The following is a 24816-nucleotide window of genomic DNA, read 5'->3' on the forward strand; positions in this document are numbered from 1 at the left end:
ATGGCGCGGCGCAGCAGGACGCTTTCCGATGGTGTCGATGTGGCGGTGATCGACCAGGACGCCGCCATCTTCGCCATATCGGTGGCCGCTGAGCTTGCTGGGATGCATCCGCAGACCCTGCGCACCTACGATCGGCTTGGACTGGTCGTCCCGGAGCGCACCCGTGGGCGGGGCCGTCGGTACTCCATGCGTGACGTCGCTGCCCTGCGGATGGTTCAGCACCTGTCACAGGAAGAGGGAATCAACCTCAACGGGATTCGACGCATCCTCCAGATGGAGCGTCGCATCGAACAGCTGTCAGACCAGGTCGAGCAGCTCACCGGCACCGTGCGGGACATGCAGGCTGCCAGGTTCCAGGGCCGCGAGGATCCGCGGGTGTTCACCGCCGAGCCCACCGGGCGGGTCCACATGGGTAGGACGGTTGTCCACGCCCAGTTGGCATTGCCTGCACACCGCGGCTGAGGGTCCGGTCATGAGGGCAGCCGCCACCAGGCATTGTGAATCCACTGACTCAGACCAGGATTCCGCTGTGAGAGGCAGACAGTCCGGCATCGCCAAGGCATGATGAGATCGTGAAGAGAGTTCTCAGGATTCTCAGTGTCGGGATCGCCGCGGCCATCGTGGTCGGGGTCGCCCTCGGGCTGCAGCCTGAGGCGCACACTCATGGATGGGCCTTCGACCGACATCGCAAACCAAGCGTGGCCACCGCGCCAGCCCCGGCATCCTCCATCACGATGCGGTCCGCCCCAGGACCGACGGGGCATGGCGGAACCCTCGTCACCGCCGGTTTTGGTGACTCAGTGCCGCAGGGGAATGCCTGCAGCCAGTGCACCACCTTCATCGAGCGGGTCGGGACTGACGTGGCTCGCCGCGCCGGGGTACGAGCCTGTGTCGACAACGAGTCGGTGTCGGGCTACAAGACCACAGACGTCCTCACTCAACTCGAGGCTCGCAACACGAAGACACTGCTCCAGACCGTCGATCTGGCCATCGTGACGATCGGCGCCAACGATTTTGACGTCGACACGATCGTCGCCAGGTGTGCCCGCGCTGATCAGTCATGCGTCAAGGGCGACGTCGATGCGGTCACGCGACGGGTGCGCACCATCCTGCAACGCATCAAAGCCGGGATGCCGACGCCCGGGGCGACCGTCGTCGTCACCGGGTACTGGAATGTTGGGATGGACGGCAAGGTCGGACGTCAACAGGGCGACGACTACGTCCATGTCACTGACACGATCACCACGGTGTTCAACGCTCAGGTCGAGGACATCGCGGACGAGGTCGGGGCGGTCTACGTCGATGTGCGGACTCCGTTCAAGGGTGCCGACGGCACGCGCGACGACACCGGGCTCCTTGCCGACGACGGAGACCATCCGTCGCAGGAGGGGCATGCCGTGTTGGCCAAGGCCGTGGAGGCCGAGCTGTCCTGATGGCGGTGTCGCGTGCCGTCGTGATCTCTCGCGGGATGGTGACGAAATCTTAGAATGACACCGTGAACAGGCACGAGTTCTTTCAGACCAGTCTCATATCCTCTCTCATGGACGGGGTGTACGAGGACGAGCTGACGATTGGCGAGCTGTTGTCCCACGGGTCGTTTGGTCTGGGGACGTTCAACGCCCTCGACGGCGAGATGGTCATCCTTGACGGTCATTGCTACCAGTTGCGCGGTGACGGGGCGAGTCACCCTGCGCCGCTGGGGGCCAGGACCCCGTATGCGACGGTGACGAACTTCGTGCCCTCGCACCAGGTGGAGGTTGGCTCCCCGGTGACTCGCGCCGAGGTCTCCACGCTCGTCGACGAGGTGTTGCCCAGTGCGAATTACATGTATGCGCTGCGGATCACGGGGCACGTCGACTGGGTGACGACGAGGACCGTCGTCCAGCAGTCGAAGCCGTATCGGCCCATGGTGGAGGCCACTGACGGTGAGGAGGTCGTGCGAACCGAGGATGTCAGTGGGGTGTTTGCCGGGTTCCGGACGCCGGTGTACCAGCAGGGGATCTCGGTGCCGGGGTGCCACGTACACTTCATCACCGACTCGCGGGATCATGGCGGTCACGTCGTGGACTTCCAGCTCGGGAACGGACTCGTCGAGGTGTGCGTCGGGACGGACCTGCGACTGAGGCTTCCCACCAGTACCGAGTTCGCCCATGCCGAGTTGGCCCCGGAGAACCTTGCCGCTCAAGTTGCCAGGACCGAGCACGCGGTAGGGCAGTGACGGCGCACTGACATCGCTGAGCCGACACAACCACCGGCCCAGATTGCGCTCATGGCCAAACCCGTGACGTCATCACACTGATAGTGTGACATATGTCACATGATACCCCGATTTTCGGGTGCTTCCTCCTCTCATTCGTCATAGCCTGAACATCAGTAGCGTCGGCAACGAGGTCGACGCGCTGACAAGGGATCAAAGATGACAGAAACCATGCTTGCCGAACGTTTCCACGCCGCAGATCGGTCCATCACCCTCGAGGACATCCCGATCCCGCACCCAGGGCCCGGTGAGGTGCTCATCAAGGTTGCCTACTGTGGAATTTGCCATTCCGACCTGAGCCTCATCAGCGGCGCGTTCCCGGCGCAGCGTCCCGTTGTCACCCAGGGTCACGAGGCCTCCGGCACCATCGTTGAGCTCGGCGCCGGCGTCACTGGATGGAAGGAGGGTGACCGTGTGATCCCGTCCGCTGGTCGTCCCTGCCTCAAGTGCCGCAAGTGTCGCCGTGGCGCCTTCACCGACTGCCTGAGCGTGAACCTGATGGCCTTCGTCTACGACGGCGCATGGGCCGAGTACCATCTCGCCCAGGCCTCCGGAATGACGAAGATTCCGGACAACGTCCCGATGGACCAGGCCGCCCTTCTTGCTGACGCCGTCTCCACCCCGTACGCCGCCGTCGTCCGCACCGGCAAGGTACACATGGGCAATGCCGTCGCCGTCTGGGGTGTCGGTGGTGTCGGAACCCACTTGGTCCAGCTCGCCAAGCTGGCCGGTGGAGTCCCCGTCATCGCCATCGACCTCAACGATGCAGTCCTCGAGCGCGCCAAGCGACTCGGTGCCGACCACACCCTGCACAGCGACGACCCCGACCTCATGCAGAAAATCGAGGACATCACCAACGGCCGCATGATCGACGTCGCCTTCGACGCTGTCGGCATCAAGCCCACCCTGCGCGCCTGCGTTGATTCCCTCGACGTCGACGGCAAGGCGGTCTCCGTCGGTCTGTCCGCCCAGAACATCGACGCCGGCCCGTTCCTGGACTTCAACCTGCACCGTAAGCAGGTTCTCGGCCACCTCGGCTACAAGTCCCAGGACATCGCCATGCTGGCCGAGATGTTGTCGTACCACCGCCTTGACCTCTCGGAGTCGATCTCCAAGGTCATTCCGCTGACGGACGTCAAGAGCGGTATTGAGGAGCTGGAGTCCCATCAGGGCAACCCGATCCGCATCCTCGTCCAGCCCTGACGCCGTTCAGCCCTGAAATAAGGCCCCTGGACGCAGCTCACCGCACACGCTCAGCGCACGGGCTCGATACACGACTGGGTGTCGTCGTGATTTGTCGCAACGGCGGCCGTGCGTTTTCAGTGTGAGGCCACGGACGTGATCGTCCGTGTCCGAGCGAGGCCCTACAATCCAAGGGTTGAACCCCGGACCTCCCGGGACTGCTGCGCCGACGCATCCCGTCGTCGGGGCGGGATGCGTCGGCACGACGTCAGGAGTTTCATGACAGTACTGACCGACTTTCTCGCCACGCATCAGCTGCTGACGATCCTCATCGTCCTGGCCTCCGGTGCCCTGCTGGGTCAGATCAAGTTCGGCCCGCTGAGGTTCGGTGCCGCCGGAGCCCTCTTCATGGGGCTCGTCGTGGGTGCCCTCGACCCACGTTTCGGCCAGGATCTGGGCATGATCAAGGGCTTCGGCGTCGTGCTGTTCTGTTACACCGTCGGCCTGGCTGCGGGATCGACGTTCCTGTCCGACCTCAAACGTCAGTGGAGCCTCATGCTCGCAGGCGTCGTCGGGCTTGCTGCCATGGCAGCCGCTGGGCTCGGGTTGGGACGAGTGTTCGGACTGAGCCCGGCCCACGTTGCCGGCCTGTACGCCGGCGTCCTCACCTCACCGGCCATCGACGCCGCGTCGACCGCCACTCACGGTGCCGGGGACACCCTCGTCGGCTATGCGTTGTCGTACCCGGTCGGCGTCATCGTCGGACTCATCATGGTCGCCCTTGTTGCCAAGCGGCACTGGCCGTCCATCAAGGACAACACCTCCATGGCCGAGGCCGGGCTGACCTCGGTGTCGACGGTCGTCGATCGCGAGACCTCCATCCGCGAGACCCCCGGTTTCAGCGATGACCAGATCCGGATGTCCTACCTGCTGCGCGACGGCGAGATGCGGCTGGCCACCCCGGACGACGACCTCCATGTCGGCGATCAGGTTCTCGTCGTCGGCAACCCGGACGACGCCAACCGGGCCGTCGAGCACCTGGGCCACGTCTCGGATCGCGCCCTCACCGACGAGCGCCACGAGATCGACTTCCGCCGTTTCCTGGTGTCCAACCCTGCCTTGGTCGGGCACACCCTCGGCAGCATCGACGTGCGAGGCCGTACCAGTGGCAAGGTGACTCGGGTGCGTCGTGGCGACCTCGACATGCTGGCCCGCGATGACATCGTCCTGCAGGCGGGCGACCGGGTGCTGTGTGTGGTGCCGGCGAATCGACTGTCCGACGCAGCCGACCTCTTCGGTGACTCCGAGGCACGCGTCTCCCAGGTCGACGCCCTGTCCCTGGGGCTCGGCGCTGCCCTTGGTCTGCTGCTAGGAGCTCTCATGGTGGCCTTGCCCGGCGGCTTGCGCTTCGAGCTGGGAACCGCAGCCGGACCGCTCGTCATGGGCATGATCCTGGGGTCGGTGCATCGCACCGGTCCACTGCGGTGGCAGCTGCCGCGCGCCACCAACGCGATCCTGCGTCAGCTCGGTCTGATGATCTTCCTGGCCTGCGTCGGGCTGGCGTCCGGACCCGCTTTCCTGTCCCAGGCTGCCAGCTGGACGGGTCTGGCCGTCATCGGCGTCTCGGCCCTCACCCTGGTCCTCGGGGGAGCGATCGTCATTGCCTCGGCCTGGTTCATGAAACTGTCGGCCCAGCGCGCCACCGGTGCCTTCGCCGGTTTCGTGGGTCAGCCGGCCATCCTCAGCTACGCCAACTCCTTGGTCAACGACGAGCGCATCGAGTCGGCTTACGGCGCCCTGTTCGCGCTGGGAACCATCGTCAAGATCCTGCTGGTGCAGGTCATCGTCCTAGTTTGAGCGTACGGGGCCCTTCCAAGCCTGACGACGCCGTGACAGCCACCACCCGAGTGTCAGCACAGCCAGCCAGATCGGGCCGATGGCCACCGCAACCTGGTACGGCGGCATGATCGCCATGACGACGACCATGAGTGCCAGAAAGGCCAGCACGATCCAGTTGGTCACCAGTGCTCCCGGCATCTGGAACTTGAGGTGTGCGCGGATCTCGGGGTCCAGATGACGACGGAAGAGCATCTGGGTGATGATGATCGTCGCCCAGTTGATGATACCGGCGATCGTGGCGATCGACATGATGTACATGAACGCCTGTTCCGGAAGCAGCCCGACGATGACCACCGCGATGGCCGTCACCGCGCTGGAGACCAGCACGCCCACCCACGGGGATCCGGCCCTGTTGACCTTGCCGAGGATCTTGGGGGCGTCACCCTGGTGGGCCAGGGCGTGCAGCATCCGTCCGTTGGCGTAGAGGCCTGAGTTGTACGCCGATATTGCCGCGGTGAGCACGACGAGATTGAGGATGGCAGCCGCTCCCCGGATGCCGACGAGGTCGAAGATCTGGACGAAGGGGCTGGCGGTGCCGTCGATCTTGGTCCACGGGACGATGGCAAGCATGACGGCGAGGGCGCCGACGTAGAAGATGAGGATTCGCCCCACGACCCGGTTGATGGCCTTCGGGATCGAACGTTGCGGGTCCTCGGCCTCGCCGGCGGTGATGCCGATGAGCTCGGTGCCGCCGAAGGAGAACATGACGACGATGATGCCTGCGAGCATGCCGGCGACACCGTGAGGCATGAATCCACCGTTGCGCCACATGTTGCTGAATCCGGTCGCCGGGGTGGAGGGGGACCCGAAGACGATGATCCACAGTCCCAGGATGATCATCGCGACGATGGCGACGACCTTGATGATGGCGAACCAGAACTCCACCTCGCCGTAGGCGCGCACGTGGAGCAGATTGACGGTGGTGACGACGACGAGGAGGACAGCCGCCGATAGCCAGCGAGGTACGGCTGGAAACCAATAGTTGACGTAGATTCCGACCACCGACAGCTCGGCCATCGACACGAAGATGTAGTTGAACCAGTAGTTCCAGCCGGAGATGAAGCCGGGAAGGTCGCCCCACCATCGGTGCGCATACTCGCTGAAGGCACCCGAGGTCGGGTGGTGGACGCTCATCTCGCCCAGGGCACGCATGATGAGGTAGATCACCGCGCCACCCACGAGGTAACTGATGACGATGGCTGGGCCGGCGGCAGAGATCGAGTCGGCAGCTCCGTAGAACAGGCCGGTTCCGATGGCGCCACCCAGGGCGATGAGCTGGATGTGTCGGTTGCGCAGACTGCGGTGCAGTTGCTGGTTGGGTTCGGTCACGGCGGTGAGTTTAGGGGGTAGGCCGGGGGTATCGATACCTTGACCAGGTGATGTTCAACCTCTCCGCCGTGTGCCTGATGCGAAGCCGAACTTGTCTCAACGTGCGCAAGCGGGGAGCCGATCATGTCATCCTTCCCGGCGGCAAGATCGAGCCCGGCGAGACCGCTGTCGAGGCAGCCATCCGGGAGGCCAGGGAGGAGACCCGTCTCGTCCTCGACCCCGAAGACCTCACCCATCTGGGAACCTTCGACGCCCCTGCCGCCAACGGTGACGCCGACGGCATTCGCTGCGCGGTCTACGTGTGTGACTGGCAGGACTCCTGGCCCGAGCCCGTCCCCGACTCGGAGATCGTCGAGTACGAGTGGACCGACCTCGACCACTGCCACGATGACGCGAGACAGGCCCCGCTGCTGCTCGAGCGGGTCATCCCGGCTCTGCAACAGCGAGGCCTGCTGTGAACCTCGCGGTGTCGTCAGCCCTGCGAGCTCACTCCTCAGCCAGGGCGATGGCGGGTTTGATCCTCGCTCCCCGGCGACCGGGGATCACGGAGGCCAGCAATCCAGCCAGCACCGAGACGACGGCCACCACGAGCATTTGAACCCACGGCACGGACGCCTGAACGGTCATGATCGAACTGAAGAGGGCGTGGGACCCGGCGATGCCGTAACCGATACCCAGCGCGATGCCGAGGATTGCCGCGATGCCCGAGAGGATGAGCGCCTCCTTGCCGAACATCGACCGCACCTGGTTGCGCGTCAGTCCGAGGGCGCGCAGCAACCCGATCTCGCGGGTGCGCTCCACCACCGACAGGCCAAGGGTGTTGGCGACGCCGACCATTGCGATGATGACCGAAATCACCAGCAGACCGACGACCATACCGAGCAGGATGTTGATCACCTTGTCCATCTGGGCCTTCTTGTCAGCGGTCGAGGTAACCGTCACTCCTTGGTGGGCCGACATCGACGTGGACAGCGCCTGGGTGGCCTTGGACTGATCGGTGCCGTCTTTGTAGCGCACCAGCATTTGGGTGGGCTCGGCCTTAGGAGCCAGCTTGTGGACGACGCCTTGGGTGACGACGAGCCCCTCACCCTCCTCACCCTGGCGCACCAAGGTCAGCTCGGCCTTGTTCCCATTGACGGTGATGGTGACCTTGCTGCCATCGGCGACCCCAGGCAGAGCACCCACGGCGTGGTTGTCGTCGAGCCCCGTGGCGGCTGACTCGTCACGGACGGCCTTGGGAAACTCGGGGGACACTCCCCGGACGGCAACGCTGGTGGCATCTCCACCGGCCTCAACCGTGCCGGAAACCGTCGTCACAGTGGCAACCTGGGAGACCCCGGTGGAGGTCCTTGCGTCCCGGATGGTCGCCTTGTCCAGCCGGCCCTGCCCCTGCACCATGGCGTCAACCGGGAAGTGATCATTCATGAGCTTGTCGATGGAGGCACGCCCGGTGGCAGCTCCGGTTGCGACGGTGGCGATGAGAGTGACACCGATGAGCAGGGCAGACGTCGTAGTGGCGGTACGGCGCGGGTTGCGCTGGGTGTTCTCGACGGCCAACTCCCCCGGAACCCCACCGAGGTGAGCGGAACCGATGGCTCGGCTCAGCCCACCGATGAGGACTGGGGCCAGCACCAGCACACCGGCAAAACTGACGAATCCACCGACCACCCCGCACAGCACGGCGACATTGGTCTGCATGCTAGCGGTCGCGCAGACGACGACGAGGGCGGCACCGGCGATGAGGAGCAGGGCTCCGAGCACGATGCGGACACGACCGATCCTGCGGGTGGGCGTCTCGGTCATGGGCTGCAGAGCAGCGACCGGAGCCACCTTGGTGGCGCGACGTGCCGGTGTCAGGGCAGCCAACGTCGTCACGACGACTCCGACAATGAGCGGGATGATGCACGACATCACGGTGACGCTGACCGAGGTGTCGACCGGGGAACCCGCAGCCTTCAGCCCCATGAGCATGAGCTGGGTGACGCCAATACCCAGGGCCGTTCCGGCGGCTGATCCGATGAGGCCGGCGGTGAGGGCCTCGCCCAACACCGAGCGACGCACCTGTTTGCGGGTGGCACCGATACAGCGGGCCAAGGCCAGGGTGCGGGTGCGCTGGGCCACGAGGATGGTGAAGGTGTTGACGATCACCATCGCCGCGACGGCCAAGGCGATGACGGCGAAGGCACCCATGAAGGCCGTCATGGCCGCGAATCCGTCGGAGGCATGCTCGGCCTGGTGGGCCCGCTCGTCGTCGGCAGTACGGACGGTGGCGGTACCACCGATGACCTCGGAGACATCCTTGACGACCTCGGAGGCTGGGCGGTCGGAATTGACGTAAAGGACGTCGGCACCCTCCTGGCCGCTGATGCTGGCCAGGGTGGCGGCAGTCAGGTAGATCTCCGGAGAGGTTGGGGTGCTCGTGGTCCGAGCGCTCGGATTGAGCACGCCCACCACGGTCAGGGTGGTGGACTTCAGCTTCTTCCGGGAGACGTCACTGACCGTGATCCGGGAGCCGACCCCGGCCTTGTTGTCCGCAGTGGCCTGGTTGACGACGACCTCGTTCGGCCCCGACGGGGCGCGTCCCTTGACCACGTCAGGACGGGCTGGCACGAGGCGACCGGAGACATAGGCGGATTGCCCGTTGTCGGTGCGCTCCAGGAAGACGTTGCGGGTGGCCTCGACCGAGGTCACACCATCAACCTTGGTGACCTTGTCAACGGTGGCCTGGGCAATGATCGTGTCCTTGCTGGTCACGACTACGCTGGCATCCCCGACGGCTGCCGCCTGGGTACGTAACGTGGAAGCCTTGATCGAATCCATCAACATCAGGGTGCTGGCCATGAAGGCCACCCCGATGATGACGGCGATCATCGTGGGGATGAGACGACGACGCTCATGGATCATGCCGACACCCCCTGCCCACGAGCGGTGGACACCTGACCGTCGGCGACGGTGACGATGCCGTCGGCCCTGGCGGCGGCATCGCGGTCGTGGGTGACCATGACGACGCTCTGATCGAGGTCGTCGACGCAGTGGCGCAGGAAGCTGAGCAGGTCGTCGCTGGCCTGCGAGTCGAGGGCACCGGTGGGCTCGTCGGCGACGATGACGTCCGGGCGGGTCACGAGGGCGCGGGCGACGGCGACACGCTGTTGTTGGCCTCCCGACAGCTCCGACGGCTTGTGACCAAGACGCTCGGTGAGGCCGAGCATCTCGGTGATGTGGTCGAGCCACTCCTCGTCGACCTTGCGGTGGGACAGCCGCAGCGGCAACGTGATGTTGTCGGCGGCTGTCAGCGTCGGCATGAGGTTGAAGGACTGGAACACGAATCCGACGTGGTCGCGACGCAGCTGGGTGAGGGCATCGTCGTTGAGGTGGGTGATCTCGGTGTCGCCGATCCACACCCGTCCGGAGGTGGGGGAGTCCAGACCCGTTATGCAGTGCAGCAGGGTTGACTTGCCCGATCCCGACGCCCCCATGATGGCAGTGAAGCGCCCGGCAGGGATGTCAAGGGTCACCGAGCGCAGCGCCCGCACCAAGGTGGCTCCTGACCCGTAGGTCTTGGTGAGGTCAAGGGTGCGGACCGCGCTGGGGACAGTCGTCGAGGATGTGGTCGGTGCGTCCGGCACTGAGGCAGACATGGAATCTCCTGTATCGAGGTTCAACAACGCTGTTGACGCTATGGGTGTTGTTCCTCGTCACACATCAGCCCCGAGAATGGTTCCGACTCTCCTACTGCAGGAGGATCCAGGCCGTTGGTAGCCGGGTTGGCATCGCTCATTCGAATGGTCAGCGACCGGGCCGAACCAGTCCGGCGTCGTAGGCAGTGATGACCATGGAGACCCGGTCGCGCAGGCCGAGTTTGGACAGGATGTGCCCGATGTGGGTCTTGACGGTCGTCTCGGCCAGGTAGAGCCGCTCGGCGATCTCGGCGTTCGTCAGCCCCTCGCCGATACAGGTGAGCACCTCGCGCTCCCGGTCCGAGAGGGTTTCTACGAGCTCGGGATCGGTCATTGCCGGCGCACCCTCCCCGTGGCGAGGGATGAAGCGTTCGATGAGACGACGGGTGGCCGACGGGGCCACGACCGAGTCGCCGTCACGAACCGCTCGGATGGCGGTCAGCAATTCCGTCGGGCCGGCGTCCTTGAGCATGAATCCGGACGCTCCAGCACGCAGGGCAGCATGGACGTACTCGTCAAGGTCGAAGGTCGTCAGGACGAGGATCCTCGCCTCAGGGTGGTTCGTCATGATGCTCTCGGTGGCTCCCAAGCCGTCAAGAACGGGCATTCGGATATCCATGAGGACGACGTCGGGGGACAGTTCATCAACGAGGGTGACGGCTTCGGTGCCGTTGTTGGCCTCCCCGACGACGGTCATGTCGGGCTGGGCGTCGAGGACCAGACGGAATCCGGCGCGGACCATCTGCTGGTCATCGGCCAGGAGGAGTCGGATCGGATCGGTCATGGCATGGTCCTTCGGGGCTGGGACTGACGAGTACTGATGATTGATGCGTGGGGATGACGGCGTGGACTCGGAACCCGTGGCCCGGGCGACTCCCCACCTCAAGGGTGCCACCCCAAGCGGACAAGCGTTCGTGCATTCCCACCAGGCCATGCCCTGCCCCGTCGGCCCGCTCGATGCCAGCCACTCCGGCTCCTCGTCCGTCGTCGAGGACCTCCACGGTGACGTCGTCGGGACGATGACTGACGATGACCTGGGCAGTGGCGGCAGGACCGCCGTGCTTGAGGACGTTGGTGAGGGCTTCCTGGACGACGCGGTAACAGGCCAGCTGGGCGCCCTGGGACAGAGGTGCGTGGCATTCCGGGTCACCCTCAACCTTGAGGTCGATGGACAGCGCGCCCGTCAGCTCCTCGACCAGACGAGGAATGTCGTCGAGGCCTTGGGTGGGGGCCAACTCGGGGCCGGAGTCGTCGTCGCGCAGTACACCGACGAGGCGTCGGGTCTCGTCGAGGGCGTGGCGGGCGGTCGTGGCGATGGTGTCGAGAGCCTGGGCGCTGGCCGCCAGGCGGGTCTCGGTGTCGCCGACCTCCTCGTGGTGGGCGAGGTAGGAACCACCGTCGGCCTGCACCACGATGACGGCCAGGGAGTGGGCGACGATGTCGTGCATGTCGCGGGCGATCTTGGCGCGTTCTTCCTGAGTGGCCAACCTGATGCTCTGGTCACGCTCGCGTTCCAGGTCGATGGCTCGCTGACGCAGTGCCTCCATGGTTTGGCGACGATCTCGGGCCGCGCTTCCGGCGAACCAGGCTGCCAGGCAACACGCCATGCACCCGACCGCGATGATGCCGGAGCGCAGCAGCGTCGAGTGCGTGTCTGCGTTGAGTCTGGGGTCGAATCCCCAACTCACTGCGGCTGCGATGGGTGCGATGAAGCACAGTGCCAACCAGAAGCTGCGCCGTGGTCTGTCGGTCTTCAGCGAGAGCTGGTACATGATGATCGGTACCAGGGCGTTCTGGGGCCACGGGTTGGCCGTCACGGCAAGCTCGATGAGATGCGAGATGACGAGCACTGACGCCGTGATCTCCGGCTTCGATCGTGCCCAGACCCACGAGGTCGCGACCACGAGGACCAGCACGAGGATCCACATCTCATGGGCAGTGACATGGTCTTGTGGGGCCCAGGACACCACGGTGACGACAACGACGAGGAATGCGAACACCGAGTCCAGGATCATCGGACGCGCGTGCAGCCACCGGTAGCCACGACGCAGACGTCCTGGGGGACGACGGCCGGGGACGGAAGTGCTGGTCACTCTCCTGACCCTACGGCCACAACGGGTGAGGTACATCCTCCCGTCGGTGGATCTTGCAGGGATTCAGTCAGCGTGGCTGTTCAGCTTTTTTCGAAACCGGGCGCGTTGGCCGTGGAGCTGTTGGGAGGTTCTTGTCCGAGGGGACAATGATGGCGGTGTGCGGAACCATTCCCGACTGATACGCCTCATGGGACCGGCATTCGTTGCGGCTGTGGCGTACGTCGATCCCGGGAACGTTGCCGCGAACCTGTCGGCAGGGGCCGGCTATGGCTACCTGCTGGTGTGGGTGCTCGTCATCGCCAACGTCATGGCGACACTGGTGCAATATCTGTCGGCCAAGCTGGGACTCGTCACTGGCCATTCCCTTCCTGAGCTCGTCGGTGACGCTCTACCACGTCGAGGCAGTCGGCTGGCTTTCTGGTTCCAGGCCGAGCTGGTCGTGGCCGCGACGGACCTGGCCGAGGTCATCGGTGGGGCAGTGGCCTTGCAGTTGCTCTTCGGTCTACCGCTGCTCGTCGGAGGTCTCATCACTGGGGCGGCGTCCCTGGCGATCCTGGCAATCCCGTCTCGTCACGGGCAGCGCGCTTTCGAGATCGTCATCATCGGGATGCTCGTCGTCATCACCATTGGTTTCACGGCGGGACTGGCTTTCGTCCCGCTGTCGTGGAGTGGGGTTGCCTCCGGCATGGTTCCCAGGTTTGAGGGCACCGAGACGGTCATGTTGGCCACCTCGATGCTGGGGGCGACCGTCATGCCCCACGCGGTGTACATGCACTCCTCGCTGGTGCGCGATCGCCATGGGGCCGACGAGCGACCCAGCCGGATGGCCAGACTGCTCAGGGCGACGCGGTGGGACGTCGCGGTCTCCCTGGTGCTGGCTGGATCGGTGAACATCGCGATGCTGGTGCTGGCCGCGGCAAGCCTGCAGGGGGTCGAGGGGATCGACGGCATCGCTGAGGCCCACGCCGCCATCGGCAATTCGCTGGGGCCGACGATCGGATTCATCTTCGCGATCGGACTGCTCGCGTCGGGACTGGCGTCGACGTCGGTAGGTGCTTATGCCGGGGCTGAGATCATGGCAGGGCTGCTCCACGTGAGCATACCCATGGTGGTCCGCCGACTCGTGACGATCATCCCGGCCCTCGTCATCCTGGCGTTGGGGATGAATCCGACCAGGGCCCTCGTCCTCAGCCAGGTTCTCCTGAGCATGGGGTTGCCACTGGCCCTCGTGCCACTGGCTCGGTTCACGGGGGACCGAGGCCTGATGGGCCAGTGGGCGAATGGTCGCGTCATGGCCGTCATCGCATGGACGGTCGTCGTTGCGGTGTCGGCCCTCAACGTCGTTCTCGTCGTCGCGACGATCATGGGGTGAATGATCCCTCCTGACGACGACGGGTACAGCGGGGCGGAGGGCCCCGTCGTCGCAACTGAGGGGATACCCAGCACTGAGGGAGCTGCGCAGCTGAAAACCCCGGGCCCGGTTCGTACGAAATACTTCCGCAGGCTCACCTCCCCAAGCTTTGGTGGGCGGCTTTTTCGGGTACCGTGGAAGACGTCATCGAAGTCAAAGGAGATGTCGCCATGACAGGTACTGATGCGCGCGCCCAGCAGACTGAACGTATGGGGACTGCGCCCGGATTCATTGCCGCTCTGGACCAGTCTGGAGGCTCCACCCCGAAGGCTCTCAAGGCATACGGGGTGGAGCCTGGGATCTACGGCGACGACAAGGACGAGATGTTTGATCTGGTCCACGAGATGCGGGCCAGGATCATCACCAGCCCGTCGTTCACCAGCGACCGCATTCTCGCCGCGATTTTGTTCGAGATGACGATGGATCGTGAGATCGAGGGAATTCCCACCGCCGATTTCCTGTGGCAGAGGAAGGGCATTATCCCCTTCCTCAAGATCGACAAGGGCTTGGCCGACGAGGAGTCCCACGTCCGCGTCATGAAGCCGATCCCCGGTCTTGACGAGCTCCTTCATCGCGCTGCCGAGGAGAAGCACATCTTCGGCACCAAGGAGCGCTCGGTCATTCTTGATGACGACAAGGACGGCATCAAGAAGATCGTCGATCAGCAGTTCGAGCTCGGTGAACAGGTCCGCGCCGCTGGTTTGGTTCCGATCCTTGAGCCCGAGGTCGACATCCATGCCCCGAACAAGCAGAAGGCCGAGGAGAGGCTGCACAACCTCATTCGCGAGCACATCGATGCTCTGCCTCTCGACACCAAGATCATGCTCAAGCTGACGATCCCGACCACCGACGACCTGTACGCCGATGTCATCGCGGATCCGAAGGTTCTCCGTGTTGTGGCTCTGTCCGGTGGCTACTCCCGTGAGGAGGCCAACGAGAAGCTGGCTCGTAACCACGGACTGATCGCGAGCTTCTCGCGTGCTCTCGCCGAGGGGCTGAGCCACAGCCAGTCCCAGATGGAGTTCGACGAGACCCTCCGCAGCTCCATCGATTCGATTTACGCCGCTTCGGTGTCCTGACCCCTCGGTGTACGACGGGCCTGCGAGGAGACTTGCGGGCCCGTCGTCATGCCTGGGGATCCCCGGCCCCGATCTCACAGCACACGGCATCATGACGCAGTCAACATTCGTGCGTAAGCCCATCCGCCTTGTACAGTGGCCCCGTGATCCCCAAACTCGTCGCGTTCGATCTGGACGACACCCTGGCCCCCTCCAAGTCCCGGCTACCGCAGCCCATGGCGCACATCCTGGCGCGGCTGCTGGGGCGCACCAGCGTCTGTGTCATATCCGGTGGCCAGTTTGGGCAGTTCCGCACCCAGGTCGTCGAGGCCCTTGATGACGTCAATGCCTCCCACCTGGATCGTCTGCACCTGCTGCCCGCCTGTGGCACCCAGTACTACCGCTACGTTGACGGCCAGTGGCAGCGCATCTACCTCGAGGCACTGACCGAGGATGAGAAGTCCCGTGCGACCGAGACCGTTGAGGCCTGCGCCCGTGACCTGGGTTTCTGGGAGGAGCACACCTGGGGGCCGGTGCTGGAGGATCGCGAGTCCCAGATCACCTTCTCCGCCTTGGGCCAGCAGGCCCCAGTCGATGCCAAGACGGCGTGGGATCCCAGCGGTGAGAAGAAGCTCAAGCTGCGCGAACTCGTCGCGGCGAAACTTCCCGACCTCGAGGTGCGTGCTGGCGGATCCACCTCGGTCGACATCACTCGTGTCGGCCGCGACAAGTCCTTCGGGATGGGCAAGCTGCTCGAGATGACGAACCTGGCCAAGGAGGACGTCCTCTTCTATGGCGACCGTCTCGACGAGCACGGCAACGACTACCCCGTCAAGGTCATGGGCATCCCCTGTGTCGCCGTCAAGGATTGGCAGGACACGGCCGACAAACTTGAGACCCTCTTGTCTGGCTGACACGTTCCGTTCCTTCACGAAACTGTTTTCACACGAGCATCACACAGCGTCATATCGCCACATGAAGACCCCCTTGTATCGCACAAGGGGGTCGTTTCAGTGGTCGTACCAACACTGTGACACAAGAGTTCATCTTGGGGTCTCGTCGGTGTCACCTGAGTATTGGGATGACGACACCACGGCTTCCTAGTGTCCTTCCTCGGCGCTGCCTGTGAGAGGGCGGCAATGAAATCCTGAGGAGGACGGGTGAACACCGGAGTCGACGAAGCCGTGCCGGTGGGTGCGACGTCGTCTGGAGTGGTGGCGTCACCGTCACCGGATCCTGCGCTGCAGGTCAGGTCGTCACAAGTCACGTCCACGGCATGTCGAGTACCCAAACGCCGCCTGAGCCGCAGAATGCGGCGGGAGGGATTGCTCTTCCTGGCCTTCGTGGCCCCGAACGCGATCCTCATTGCGCTCTTCACCTACCGGCCGTTCTTTCTGAACATCTACTACTCGGCTCTTGATTGGACCCTCGGTTCGACCAATGCCACTTGGGTCGGGCTGCAGAACTACGTTGAGTTCTTCACTCGCGACGCCGGCACCGTCTTGACGACGACCCTCATCTTCACTGTCGCCACCGTTGGATTCTCGATGCTCATCGGCCTCGGCCTGGCCGTTGTCCTCAACCGTCAACTGGTGGGACGCAACGTTGCCCGAGCCGTCGTCTTCGCGCCTTACGTCCTTTCCGGTGTGGGTATCGGCATGGTGTGGATGTTCATCTTCGACCCCGTCACCGGCGTCCTCTCCGCGATTCTGCGGGGAATGCACCTTCCGGTGCCGCAGTGGTTCAACAACCCGCATCTGGCCCTGGTCATGGTCATCATCGTCTACGTCTGGAAGAACCTCGGCTACTGCGCGGTCATCTACCTGGCAGCCCTGCAGGGCATTCCGCGCGACCTGCTCGAGGCGGCAGCCCTCGACGGCGCCTCCCGTCGCCGCACCTTCCGCTCAGTGGTCTGGCCGTTGCTGTCCCCGACGACCTTCTTCCTCACCCTGACGACGATGTTGTCCTCCCTGCAGGCCTTCGACATCATCAAGATCATGACCCCGCTGGGTCAGGGCACCTCGACCCTCATGTACTCCTCGTACATCCAGGCTTTCGGGACGTACAACCGCGCCGGTTACTCGGCCGCTCAGTCGACGGTCCTCGTCGTCATCCTGCTCATCCTCACCGTCATCCAGATGCGCTTCCTCGAAAGGCGGGTGCACTACTCGTGAGCTTGAATGCAGCCGTTCGTCGCGCCGACATCTGCCGTTTCCACAAGGTCGACGAGTCGGTCGTGGGGGCCGAGTCCGGTGTCTCCAAGGCCTTCACGGGCTACCTGCCGATGATCCTGGCCGCCCTCATCGTCGTCCTGCCGCTGCTGTGGATGGTGCTGGGATCCTTCAAGACCCCGTCCGAGATCGTCGGCCAGGACGTCGTCTGGTGGCCTCATCACTGGAGTTTCGACGCCTACCGTCAGGCCTCCCGGACCATCGACTTCCCGCAGCTTTTCCTCAACACCGTGATCGTCACCGCCATTGGCGCGACGGTCAAGCTCGTCCTGGCCTGCACCAGCGCCTATGCCTTCGCCTTCCTGCACTTCCCGGGACGCAAGATCATCTTCATCCTGGTTCTCGTCGCCCTCATGGTTCCCGCCCAGGTCTCGTTGGTCCCGAACTACGTCCTCATCTCCCAACTCGGGGGAGTGAACACCTACTGGGGCATCATTCTCCCCGGCTTGGGTACGGCCTTCGGGACGTTCCTGTTACGTCAGCACTTCCTGTCCTTGCCGGGCGAGGTGATGGAAGCTGCCGAGGTCGATGGTGCAGGCCACATGACCCGGCTGTTCAGGATGGTCATCCCGATGTCAGCTCCCGCGATCGCGACGGTCGCCCTGGTGACGATCGTCGACGAGTGGAACAACTACATCTGGCCGTTGGTCATCACCTCGGACACCTCACGGATGGTGCTCCCGGTGGGGCTCACCGCCTTGCAGGCCGTCGACTCCGACGCCGGCGTCTATCCGATCCTCATGGCCGGTGCCGTGTTCGTCATCCTCCCAGTCCTCCTCATCTTCGTCCTACTCCAGCGATACCTCGTCGCCGGACTCACCCAGGGCGCGGTCAAGTGACCTGCGTCCGCTGACCCAGTGACGCTGCCGGTCTTCCTTCCGGCGCGAGTTCCCATCCATCCCCGTTTCACGTTCGACTCGATCCACAAGGAGAGCATCACCGTGTCCGACCTCAACCCCATCAGCCGTCGTCGGCTGTTGACCATGGCGGCCCTCGGGGCCGGAACCCTGGGCCTGGCAGCGTGCTCGGGCCCCTCTGCCGTCAGTTCATCCAGCGAGGGAACCTCCAAGACTGCCGAGAAGGTTGACTACGCCGGCGTCAAGCCCGCCAACGACATCACCTTCTGGACCAACAACCCCGGCGGATCCGGTGACGTCACCAAGAAGATCTGCGACGACTTCAAGGCCAAGGAAGGAATCTCCGTCAAGATCGTCCCGGCCGGCTCCTCCTACGAGGAGGTTGCGCAGAAGTTCCAGACCGCGCTGACCGGCAAGGACACCCCTGACGTCATCATCGGTTCCGACGTCTGGTGGTTTCGCTACTACATGCAGGACGCCATCGCTCCGCTGAACGACCTGCTCAAAGCTGCCAAGGTTGACGTCTCGGCCTACCGCAAGGGCCTCATCGACGACTACCGCTACAAGGACAACCTGTACGCCCTGCCCTTCTCCCGCTCGACCCCGCTGTTCTACTACAACAAGAACCACTTCAAGGCCGCCGGTCTGCCCGACCGCGCCCCGAAGACCTGGGACGAGTGGAGGACCTGGGCCAAGAGGTTGCAGGACACCAGGACCGGAGCTCAGCACGCCTACCAGTTCCCGTCGGTCACCGACTACGCCGGCTGGACTCTGCAGAACATCCTGTGGGGATACGGTGGCGGCTGGTCCAAGAGGGACTCCTTCGACGTCATCTGTGACTCAGACAAGTCCATTGACGCCCTCACGGTCGTTCGTGACGCGGTCCTCAAGGAGAAGTGGGCTGGAGTCTCCTCCAACGAGTCCACCGACGACTTGGCTGCCGGCGCCTGCTCGGCCACCATCGGCTCCACCGGTTCGCTCGTCGGCGTTCAGAAGGCTGTCGGTAACAAGTTCGAGGTCGGCGTCGGGTTCCTGCCCGGTGGACCTGCCGTCGAGAAACCGGTGTGTCCGACCGGTGGTGCCGGTGTGGCGATCTGCTCTCGCTCCAGCAAGGAGAAGCAGCTGGCCGCCGCCATGTTCATCGGTTTCCTCACCAATGCCGAGAACACCGTCGATTTCTCCGCTGCCACCGGTTACATGCCGGTCTGCAACGATTCCGACACCTCCGAGCTGCTCAAGGAGAACCCGCTCATCGGTGAGGCCATCAAGCAGCTCGACGCCACTCGCCCGCAGGACTACGGCCGCGTGTTCCTGCCCGGTGGCGACCAGGAGATCGCCAAGGCCATCGCCTCGGTCATTCAGCAGGGTGCCGAGCTGAAGCCGACCATGGCCACACTGCGTGCCACCCTGGAGGGCATTTACGACGCTCAGGTGAGGCCCCACCTGTGATCGCGACAAGGCGGCTCTCGAGGCGGCCACTGTTGCAGTGATGACCATCGGCGACGTCGTGCCTTCGGGTGCGGCGTCGCCATGTCGTTGTCGGTGACGAGGAGGTAGTTGTGGCAAGGTGTGGTCATCCATTGTCAGCATAGTTGAGTCGATCGGACTCAATCCACTTGACTATGCCTCGTGAAGGTTCATACTTGAGTCAGATGAACTCAACTTCAGCGAGGCAAGTAATGGACACCAATCTCACCACGATGAGCCGTGACGCGGTCACCGCCGCCACCCGGCACGCGTTGGCCCACGGGAATCCGTCCGTGGAGCCCTCGCATCTGCTTCATGCACTGTTCACCATCCCGGACAACACCGTCGGCCCGCTGGTCGCCGGCCTGGGTATCGATCCGCAACGGGTTGACGCCGTTGCCACCACGGCCATGCGCGCACTGCCGTCGAGCTCGGGGGCATCCGTCGCCCAGCCGCAGCTCTCGGGCGCTTTCGCTCGGGTGATTGCCGACGCGCAGAACCGCGCTGAGGCCATGGGTGACTCCTTCGTCGCCACCGAGCATCTCTTCATCTCCCTGACGGCTGTTCCGTCCGACGTCCAGAGCGGTCTGGCGAACCTCGGGCTCAAGCCTGATTCCCTGACGGCCGCCTTCAACGAGGGGCGGGGTGACCGTCGCGTCACTTCCGAGGAGTCCGAGGGCGGCGAGTCCGCCCTGGCAAAGTACTCCGTCGACCTCACCGAGCGCGCTCGCGCCGGAAGGCTCGACCCGGTCATCGGACGCGACCAGGAGATCCGCCGTGTCGTCCAGGTGCTGGCACGACGCACCAAGAACAATCCGGTCCTCATCGGCGACCCCGGCGTCGGCAAGACGGCTGTCGTTGAGGGATTGGCCCAGCGAGTGGTCGCCGGGGATGTCCCCGATTCCCTCAAGGGACGTCGGGTCGTCTCCCTGGACCTGTCCTCGATGGTTGCGGGCGCCAAGTACCGCGGCGAGTTCGAGGAACGCCTCAAGGCCGTCCTCAACGAGATCAAGGAGGCCGAGGGGCAGATCATCACCTTCATCGACGAGCTGCACACCGTTGTCGGCGCCGGAGCTTCCGGTGAAGGGGCGATGGATGCCGGCAACATGCTCAAGCCGATGCTCGCCCGCGGTGAACTGCGCATGATCGGCGCCACCACCCTTGACGAGTACCGAGAGCACATCGAGAAGGACCCGGCCCTGGAGCGTCGTTTCCAGCAGGTCTTCGTCGGCGAGCCCTCGGTGGAGGACACCATCGCCATCCTCCGTGGTCTGCGAGAGCGCTACGAGGCCCACCACAAGGTGCGCATCACCGACGGCGCCCTCGTTGCAGCTGCCAGCTTGTCGAACCGGTACATCACCGCTCGTCAACTTCCTGACAAGGCCATTGACCTGATTGACGAGGCCGCATCGCGACTCCGCATGGAGATCGACTCCTCCCCCGAGGAGATCGACACCCTGCGCCGCGAGGTTGACCGTATGAAGATGGAGATCTTCGCCGTCGAGAAGGAGGAGGACCCAGCCAGCAAACAGCGTCTGGAGCGGTTGCGCGCCGAAATGGCCGACAAGGAGGAGACCCTGCGCGGGCTCGAGACGCGTTGGGAGGCCGAGAAGGCCAGCCTCAACGAGGTCGGCGAGCTCAAGACCCGCATCGATCAGCTGCGCACCACCGCCGAGAAGTACCAGCGCGAGGGTGACTTCGGGAAGGCCTCCGAAATCCTCTATGGGCAGATCCCTGTCCTGGAGAAGGAGGCCGAGGCCGCTGACACGGCGGAGAATGATGGTTCTCGGATGGTCTCCGAGGAGGTCGGGACCTCCGACATCGCCGAGGTCGTGTCCTCCTGGACTGGCATCCCCGTCGGTCGGATGATGCAGGGTGAGCAGGAGAAGTTGCTCCACATGGAGGAGCGCCTGCATGAACGCCTCATCGGCCAGGACCGTGCCGTCAAGACGGTGTCGGACGCGGTGCGACGCTCCCGGGCAGGCATTTCTGACCCGAACCGTCCCACCGGTTCCTTCCTGTTCCTCGGACCGACCGGCGTCGGCAAGACCGAGCTGGCCAAGTCCCTGGCCGAGTTCCTCTTCGACGACGAGACCGCGATGGTCCGCATCGACATGAGCGAGTACATGGAGAAGCACTCCGTCTCGCGTCTGGTCGGTGCCCCTCCGGGCTACGTCGGTTACGAGGAGGGGGGCCAGCTCACCGAGGCCGTGCGGCGTCGTCCGTACTCGGTCATCCTGCTCGACGAGATGGAGAAGGCCCATCCGGACGTGTTCAACATCTTGCTGCAGGTTCTCGATGACGGTCGCCTCACCGATGGCCAGGGCCGCACGGTCGATTTCCGCAACACCATCCTGGTGCTGACGAGCAACCTCGGAAGTCAGTTCTTGTCGGATCCGAACCTCGACGGCAATGCCAAGCACGAGGCCGTCATGAATGCGGTGCGTGCAGCATTGCGTCCCGAGTTCCTCAACCGACTCGACGACGTGGTGATGTTCGACCCGCTCTCGCGTGGGGATCTGGCGCGGATCGTTGAGACGAGCCTGGCCAAGCTCAACTCGAGGCTCTCGGATCGCAGGATCACCGTCGAGACCACGGATGCCGCCAAGGAATGGCTCGCGACCACGGGATTCGATCCGGTGTACGGCGCCCGGCCGCTGCGTCGTCTGGTACAGGCCACCATTGAGGACCAGCTGGCCCGCAAGGTGCTCGCTGGCGAGGTGGTTGAGGGTGACACCGTGATCTTTGACGGCAACGAGGACAGGGACGGGATTGTCATCCTTTGAAGGTGAGCGTGACAATGTGACCGCGTCGTGACGGGTCAAGGTTCAGACCTCAACCTGCTCGGGTCCGATGTCGCTGGATCCTCCTTCTCGATCTGGCTCCCCGGCCTGTGCCGGTTCATCGCCGGAGCAGGCATCGGTGGTGGGTACTCCGCGATTCACTCAACCGGGACCGTGCTACGACTCTGCTGCCGCTCCGGAAGCGCCCTGAGTCTCAGTCGACGTCCCCATCGACGTACATCCAGCGACCAGCGCGACGCTGAAAGCGTGAGACCTCGTGGAGGACGTCATCATGTCCGCCGGAGCGGTAGGTTGCCCGGAACTCCACGACCCCTGTGGTGTCGCCTGGATGGCCGTCCTCGGTCGCGAGGATGGTCAGACCAGTCCATTCGATACCGGTGGAATCGACGACGTTCGGTCTGGTGCGCGGATGCCACGTCGCCCACAGGTGGTTCCACTGACCCAGGGCATTGGCGGTGTACCGCGATCTCATGAGGGCCACGGCCGTCTCGGCGCGACGGGGGTCGTCGAGCGCCGGGCGGCAGCACTGGTCGAGAGGGAGTCCTGATCCGCAGGGACATGATGGGGCCATGCCCCAAGCATCCCACCGTCCTGCGAGACGCCAGGAGCCGACCGACTACAGTCATGGCGTCCCCTCATGCGGGGTAGGTACGCGTCGTGGGCGCGCGAAAGGAGAATAATGTCGCACAGGATGATGGCCGGGGCGCTCTTGGCTGCTCTCATCGGGCTGGGCGCCGCAGGATGCTCCGGCACAGCCGGTGTCTACAACAACAGTGAGGATGCCACCAACGAATCGCGGTCCTCAGGCGGTGAGGGCACCCCTGAGGCCCACTCCGGTGCAACCCCGGACCAGAAGTGGACCCATTGCACGCCCGGATCACGTTCGGCGGACATCGCCTCGATGAAGCCCGACACGAACACTCATCTGACGATCGGGGCCTTCAACGGCTGGGATGAGTCCTGGGCGACCTCCGGCCTCATCAAGCAGGTGCTCGAGAAGGACGGCTACACCGTCACCATCAAGGGATTTGATGCCGGCGTCGGATACCAGGCCACTGCCGGCGGGGACATCGACCTCATCACCGATTCCTGGCTGCCGGTGACCCAGGCCGGATACATCCGCAAGTACGGCCCGAAGCTGGAGAACCTTGGATGCTGGTACGACAACGCGAAACTCACGATCGCCGTCAACAAGAACTCGCCAGCGCACTCGATCGCCGATCTGAAGACGATGGGCAACTCCTACGGCAACGTCATCTACAGCATCGAGCCGGGAGCCGAGATGACCAAGACCATTGCGAACCAGACGCTGCCGATGTACGGGCTGTCGAACATCACCCTCAAGACCTCCTCGACCCCGGCCATGCTGGCCCAACTCAAGAAGGCCACCAAGGCTGGTAACGACGTCGCCGTGACGCTGTGGCGACCGCACTGGGCCTACGACGCCTATCCGGTGCGCGATCTCGACGATCCCAAGAACGCCATCTCCAACGCCGAGCTCATCTACAGTTTCGGTCGACCCGGGTTCGAGAAGGACCATCCCAAGGCCGCCCAGCTCGTCCGAAACCTCGCGATCGATGACGCTCACCTGTCCAGCTTGGAACACCTCATGGTCGAGACCACGGACAGGGGCGGACAACAGGGCACCGCCATCGCGGCATGGATGAAGAACAACACCGACTGGGTGGATGACTGGCAGGCCGGAAGACTGGGGGATCGGTGAGCTGTCTCGTCCCGGATCGGGACACCCCAGGAGCGTGGATCGTCCGCGTCGGTGGGGCTGATCAGTCATGGATCGACCCTGACGATCCCACTCGGCTCGAATTCGACTACATGGGACGTATCGCTGATCACCTTGACGTCCACCGTCCAGCGGGGGAGAGGATGCGCGTCATTCACGTCGGTGGGGCGGGGATGTGCCTGGCACGGTACGTGGCGTCCACCCGTCCGACGAGCCCTCAGATCGTCTGTGAGCCGGACACCGAGCTCACCGAGGAAGTGCGCCTCAAGGCCCCACTTCCGCCTCGGTCCGGGATCAAGGTGCGGCCCGTCGACGGACGCTCCGGGATCGCCGCGATGCGAGAGGACTTCGCCGACGTCGTCATCCTGGACGCCTTCGACGGCGCGAGAGTGCCCGCTGACCTCGTCACCGTCGAGTTCTTCACGGATGTACTGCGCATCCTGCACGAGGACGGCGTCGTCGTGGCGAACGTGGCCGACTCGGCCCCTCTGACCTGGACCAAGAGGGTCGTAAGAGCGGCTCAGGACGTGTTCTCCCACGTCTGCCTGGCCGTGGAGTCGTCGACCCTCAAGGGGCGCCGCTACGGCAACATCATCCTGGCGGGCTCGAACGGACCGTTGCACCAGCCGGAACTGAGCCGACGTTGCAGCGGGGCGGCCTTCCCCTTCCGGCTCATCAGCGGGGACGCCCTGACGAGGCTACTCGCGGGTGCCATACCCTTCCGTGATGATGACGTCGAGCCGTCTCCCGGCCCACCCCGAGGGGCGACCTTCTTCTCCTGAGCGGCTCAGAGAACTCTCCTGCGCGTCC

General features: G+C 64.4%; 21 protein-coding genes. 15 read left to right on the plus strand and 6 right to left on the minus strand.

Going from position 1 to position 24816, the window contains the following annotated elements:
* The 5 genes from ACUCCZ_RS00705 (at position 1) to ACUCCZ_RS00725 (ending at position 5296) form a co-directional block, all read left to right on the plus strand.
* Positions 1-462, plus strand: a complete 462-nt coding sequence (locus tag ACUCCZ_RS00705) for a heat shock protein transcriptional repressor HspR (RefSeq protein WP_435918417.1) — start codon at positions 1-3, stop codon at positions 460-462.
* A gap of 110 nt (positions 463-572) precedes the next feature.
* On the plus strand, positions 573-1433 hold the full coding sequence (locus ACUCCZ_RS00710) for an SGNH/GDSL hydrolase family protein (RefSeq protein ID WP_435918416.1): 861 nt from the start codon (positions 573-575) through the stop codon (positions 1431-1433).
* Positions 1434-1495: 62 nt separating this feature from the next.
* Positions 1496-2218, plus strand: coding sequence for an acetolactate decarboxylase (gene budA / locus ACUCCZ_RS00715; RefSeq protein WP_435918415.1), 723 nt, complete (start codon positions 1496-1498; stop codon positions 2216-2218).
* A gap of 198 nt (positions 2219-2416) precedes the next feature.
* The gene (locus ACUCCZ_RS00720) at positions 2417-3460 is read left to right on the plus strand and encodes a zinc-binding dehydrogenase (protein WP_435918414.1); all 1044 of its coding nucleotides are present in this window, start codon (positions 2417-2419) and stop codon (positions 3458-3460) included.
* Between the two features lie 258 nt (positions 3461-3718).
* On the plus strand, positions 3719-5296 hold the full coding sequence (locus ACUCCZ_RS00725; protein ID WP_435918413.1) for an aspartate:alanine exchanger family transporter: 1578 nt from the start codon (positions 3719-3721) through the stop codon (positions 5294-5296).
* Here ACUCCZ_RS00725 and ACUCCZ_RS00730 read toward each other — a convergent pair.
* A complete protein-coding gene (locus ACUCCZ_RS00730; protein WP_435918412.1) occupies positions 5288-6667 on the minus strand; it encodes an amino acid permease in 1380 nt (459 codons plus the stop codon). The genes ACUCCZ_RS00725 and ACUCCZ_RS00730 overlap by 9 nt on opposite strands.
* 77 nt (positions 6668-6744) lie before the next feature.
* On the opposite strand from ACUCCZ_RS00730, the gene ACUCCZ_RS00735 reads away from it, so the two are divergent.
* Positions 6745-7125, plus strand: a complete 381-nt coding sequence (locus ACUCCZ_RS00735) for an NUDIX hydrolase (protein WP_435918450.1) — start codon at positions 6745-6747, stop codon at positions 7123-7125.
* 28 nt (positions 7126-7153) lie between these two features.
* Here the strand turns inward: ACUCCZ_RS00735 and ACUCCZ_RS00740 are convergent, their stop codons facing one another.
* From ACUCCZ_RS00740 to ACUCCZ_RS00755, 4 genes are all read right to left on the minus strand, one after another.
* Positions 7154-9571 carry an ABC transporter permease gene (locus ACUCCZ_RS00740; RefSeq protein WP_435918411.1) on the minus strand — a complete coding sequence of 806 codons (2418 nt, stop codon included), beginning with the start codon at positions 9569-9571 and terminating at the stop codon, positions 7154-7156.
* On the minus strand, positions 9568-10305 hold the full coding sequence (locus ACUCCZ_RS00745) for an ABC transporter ATP-binding protein (protein WP_435918410.1): 738 nt from the start codon (positions 10303-10305) through the stop codon (positions 9568-9570). The genes ACUCCZ_RS00740 and ACUCCZ_RS00745 overlap by 4 nt, the downstream gene beginning before the upstream one ends.
* A 148-nt stretch (positions 10306-10453) precedes the next feature.
* Positions 10454-11128, minus strand: a complete 675-nt coding sequence (locus ACUCCZ_RS00750; protein WP_435918409.1) for a response regulator — start codon at positions 11126-11128, stop codon at positions 10454-10456.
* Positions 11094-12359, minus strand: a complete 1266-nt coding sequence (locus ACUCCZ_RS00755) for a sensor histidine kinase (protein WP_435918449.1) — start codon at positions 12357-12359, stop codon at positions 11094-11096. The genes ACUCCZ_RS00750 and ACUCCZ_RS00755 overlap by 35 nt, the downstream gene beginning before the upstream one ends.
* Positions 12360-12624: 265 nt before the next feature.
* Between ACUCCZ_RS00755 and ACUCCZ_RS00760 the strand changes: the two genes are divergently transcribed.
* From ACUCCZ_RS00760 to clpB, 7 genes are all read left to right on the plus strand, one after another.
* Positions 12625-13809, plus strand: coding sequence for an Nramp family divalent metal transporter (locus ACUCCZ_RS00760; protein WP_462981543.1), 1185 nt, complete (start codon positions 12625-12627; stop codon positions 13807-13809).
* A gap of 173 nt (positions 13810-13982) precedes the next feature.
* Entirely contained in the window at positions 13983-14927 is a 945-nt protein-coding gene (locus tag ACUCCZ_RS00765; RefSeq protein ID WP_435918407.1) for a fructose bisphosphate aldolase, read from the plus strand.
* 143 nt (positions 14928-15070) lie between these two features.
* Complete coding sequence (locus ACUCCZ_RS00770) at positions 15071-15820, plus strand: HAD-IIB family hydrolase (RefSeq protein ID WP_435918406.1); 750 nt, start codon at positions 15071-15073, stop codon at positions 15818-15820.
* A 246-nt stretch (positions 15821-16066) separates the two neighbouring features.
* Complete coding sequence (locus tag ACUCCZ_RS00775) at positions 16067-17080, plus strand: carbohydrate ABC transporter permease (protein WP_435918405.1); 1014 nt, start codon at positions 16067-16069, stop codon at positions 17078-17080.
* The gene (locus tag ACUCCZ_RS00780; protein WP_435918404.1) at positions 17077-17976 is read left to right on the plus strand and encodes a carbohydrate ABC transporter permease; all 900 of its coding nucleotides are present in this window, start codon (positions 17077-17079) and stop codon (positions 17974-17976) included. Before ACUCCZ_RS00775 ends, ACUCCZ_RS00780 begins: the two co-directional genes overlap by 4 nt.
* A gap of 102 nt (positions 17977-18078) precedes the next feature.
* Positions 18079-19443 carry an ABC transporter substrate-binding protein gene (locus ACUCCZ_RS00785; RefSeq protein ID WP_445439687.1) on the plus strand — a complete coding sequence of 455 codons (1365 nt, stop codon included), beginning with the start codon at positions 18079-18081 and terminating at the stop codon, positions 19441-19443.
* A gap of 230 nt (positions 19444-19673) precedes the next feature.
* Positions 19674-22247, plus strand: coding sequence for an ATP-dependent chaperone ClpB (gene clpB, locus ACUCCZ_RS00790; protein WP_435918448.1), 2574 nt, complete (start codon positions 19674-19676; stop codon positions 22245-22247).
* 211 nt (positions 22248-22458) lie between these two features.
* On the opposite strand, the gene ACUCCZ_RS00795 is transcribed toward clpB, so the two are convergent.
* The gene (locus tag ACUCCZ_RS00795; protein WP_435918402.1) at positions 22459-22836 is read right to left on the minus strand and encodes a YchJ family protein; all 378 of its coding nucleotides are present in this window, start codon (positions 22834-22836) and stop codon (positions 22459-22461) included.
* A 108-nt stretch (positions 22837-22944) separates the two neighbouring features.
* On the opposite strand from ACUCCZ_RS00795, the gene ACUCCZ_RS00800 reads away from it, so the two are divergent.
* Both ACUCCZ_RS00800 and ACUCCZ_RS00805 read left to right on the plus strand, forming a co-directional pair.
* The gene (locus ACUCCZ_RS00800; RefSeq protein ID WP_435918401.1) at positions 22945-23988 is read left to right on the plus strand and encodes a glycine betaine ABC transporter substrate-binding protein; all 1044 of its coding nucleotides are present in this window, start codon (positions 22945-22947) and stop codon (positions 23986-23988) included.
* On the plus strand, positions 23985-24788 hold the full coding sequence (locus tag ACUCCZ_RS00805; protein WP_435918400.1) for a spermidine synthase: 804 nt from the start codon (positions 23985-23987) through the stop codon (positions 24786-24788). The genes ACUCCZ_RS00800 and ACUCCZ_RS00805 overlap by 4 nt, the downstream gene beginning before the upstream one ends.
* Positions 24789-24816 lie beyond the last annotated feature (28 nt).

The organism is Cutibacterium nasicola, from assembly GCF_052654715.2.

Excerpts from the sequence above, each read along its gene's own strand:
- ACUCCZ_RS00760 (WP_462981543.1), top strand. The coding sequence starts at position 12,625 with ATGGGACCGGCATTCGTTGCGGCTGTGGCGTACGTCGATCCCGGGAAC.
- ACUCCZ_RS00740 (WP_435918411.1), bottom strand. The coding sequence starts at position 9,571 with ATGATCCATGAGCGTCGTCGTCTCATCCCCACGATGATCGCCGTCATC.
- ACUCCZ_RS00735 (WP_435918450.1), top strand. The coding sequence starts at position 6,745 with ATGCGAAGCCGAACTTGTCTCAACGTGCGCAAGCGGGGAGCCGATCAT.
- clpB (WP_435918448.1), top strand. The coding sequence starts at position 19,674 with ATGGACACCAATCTCACCACGATGAGCCGTGACGCGGTCACCGCCGCC.
- ACUCCZ_RS00705 (WP_435918417.1), top strand. The coding sequence starts at position 1 with ATGGCGCGGCGCAGCAGGACGCTTTCCGATGGTGTCGATGTGGCGGTG.
- ACUCCZ_RS00725 (WP_435918413.1), top strand. The coding sequence starts at position 3,719 with ATGACAGTACTGACCGACTTTCTCGCCACGCATCAGCTGCTGACGATC.
- ACUCCZ_RS00745 (WP_435918410.1), bottom strand. The coding sequence starts at position 10,305 with ATGTCTGCCTCAGTGCCGGACGCACCGACCACATCCTCGACGACTGTC.
- ACUCCZ_RS00755 (WP_435918449.1), bottom strand. The coding sequence starts at position 12,359 with ATGATCCTGGACTCGGTGTTCGCATTCCTCGTCGTTGTCGTCACCGTG.
- ACUCCZ_RS00800 (WP_435918401.1), top strand. The coding sequence starts at position 22,945 with ATGTCGCACAGGATGATGGCCGGGGCGCTCTTGGCTGCTCTCATCGGG.
- ACUCCZ_RS00750 (WP_435918409.1), bottom strand. The coding sequence starts at position 11,128 with ATGACCGATCCGATCCGACTCCTCCTGGCCGATGACCAGCAGATGGTC.
- ACUCCZ_RS00795 (WP_435918402.1), bottom strand. The coding sequence starts at position 22,836 with ATGGCCCCATCATGTCCCTGCGGATCAGGACTCCCTCTCGACCAGTGC.
- ACUCCZ_RS00720 (WP_435918414.1), top strand. The coding sequence starts at position 2,417 with ATGACAGAAACCATGCTTGCCGAACGTTTCCACGCCGCAGATCGGTCC.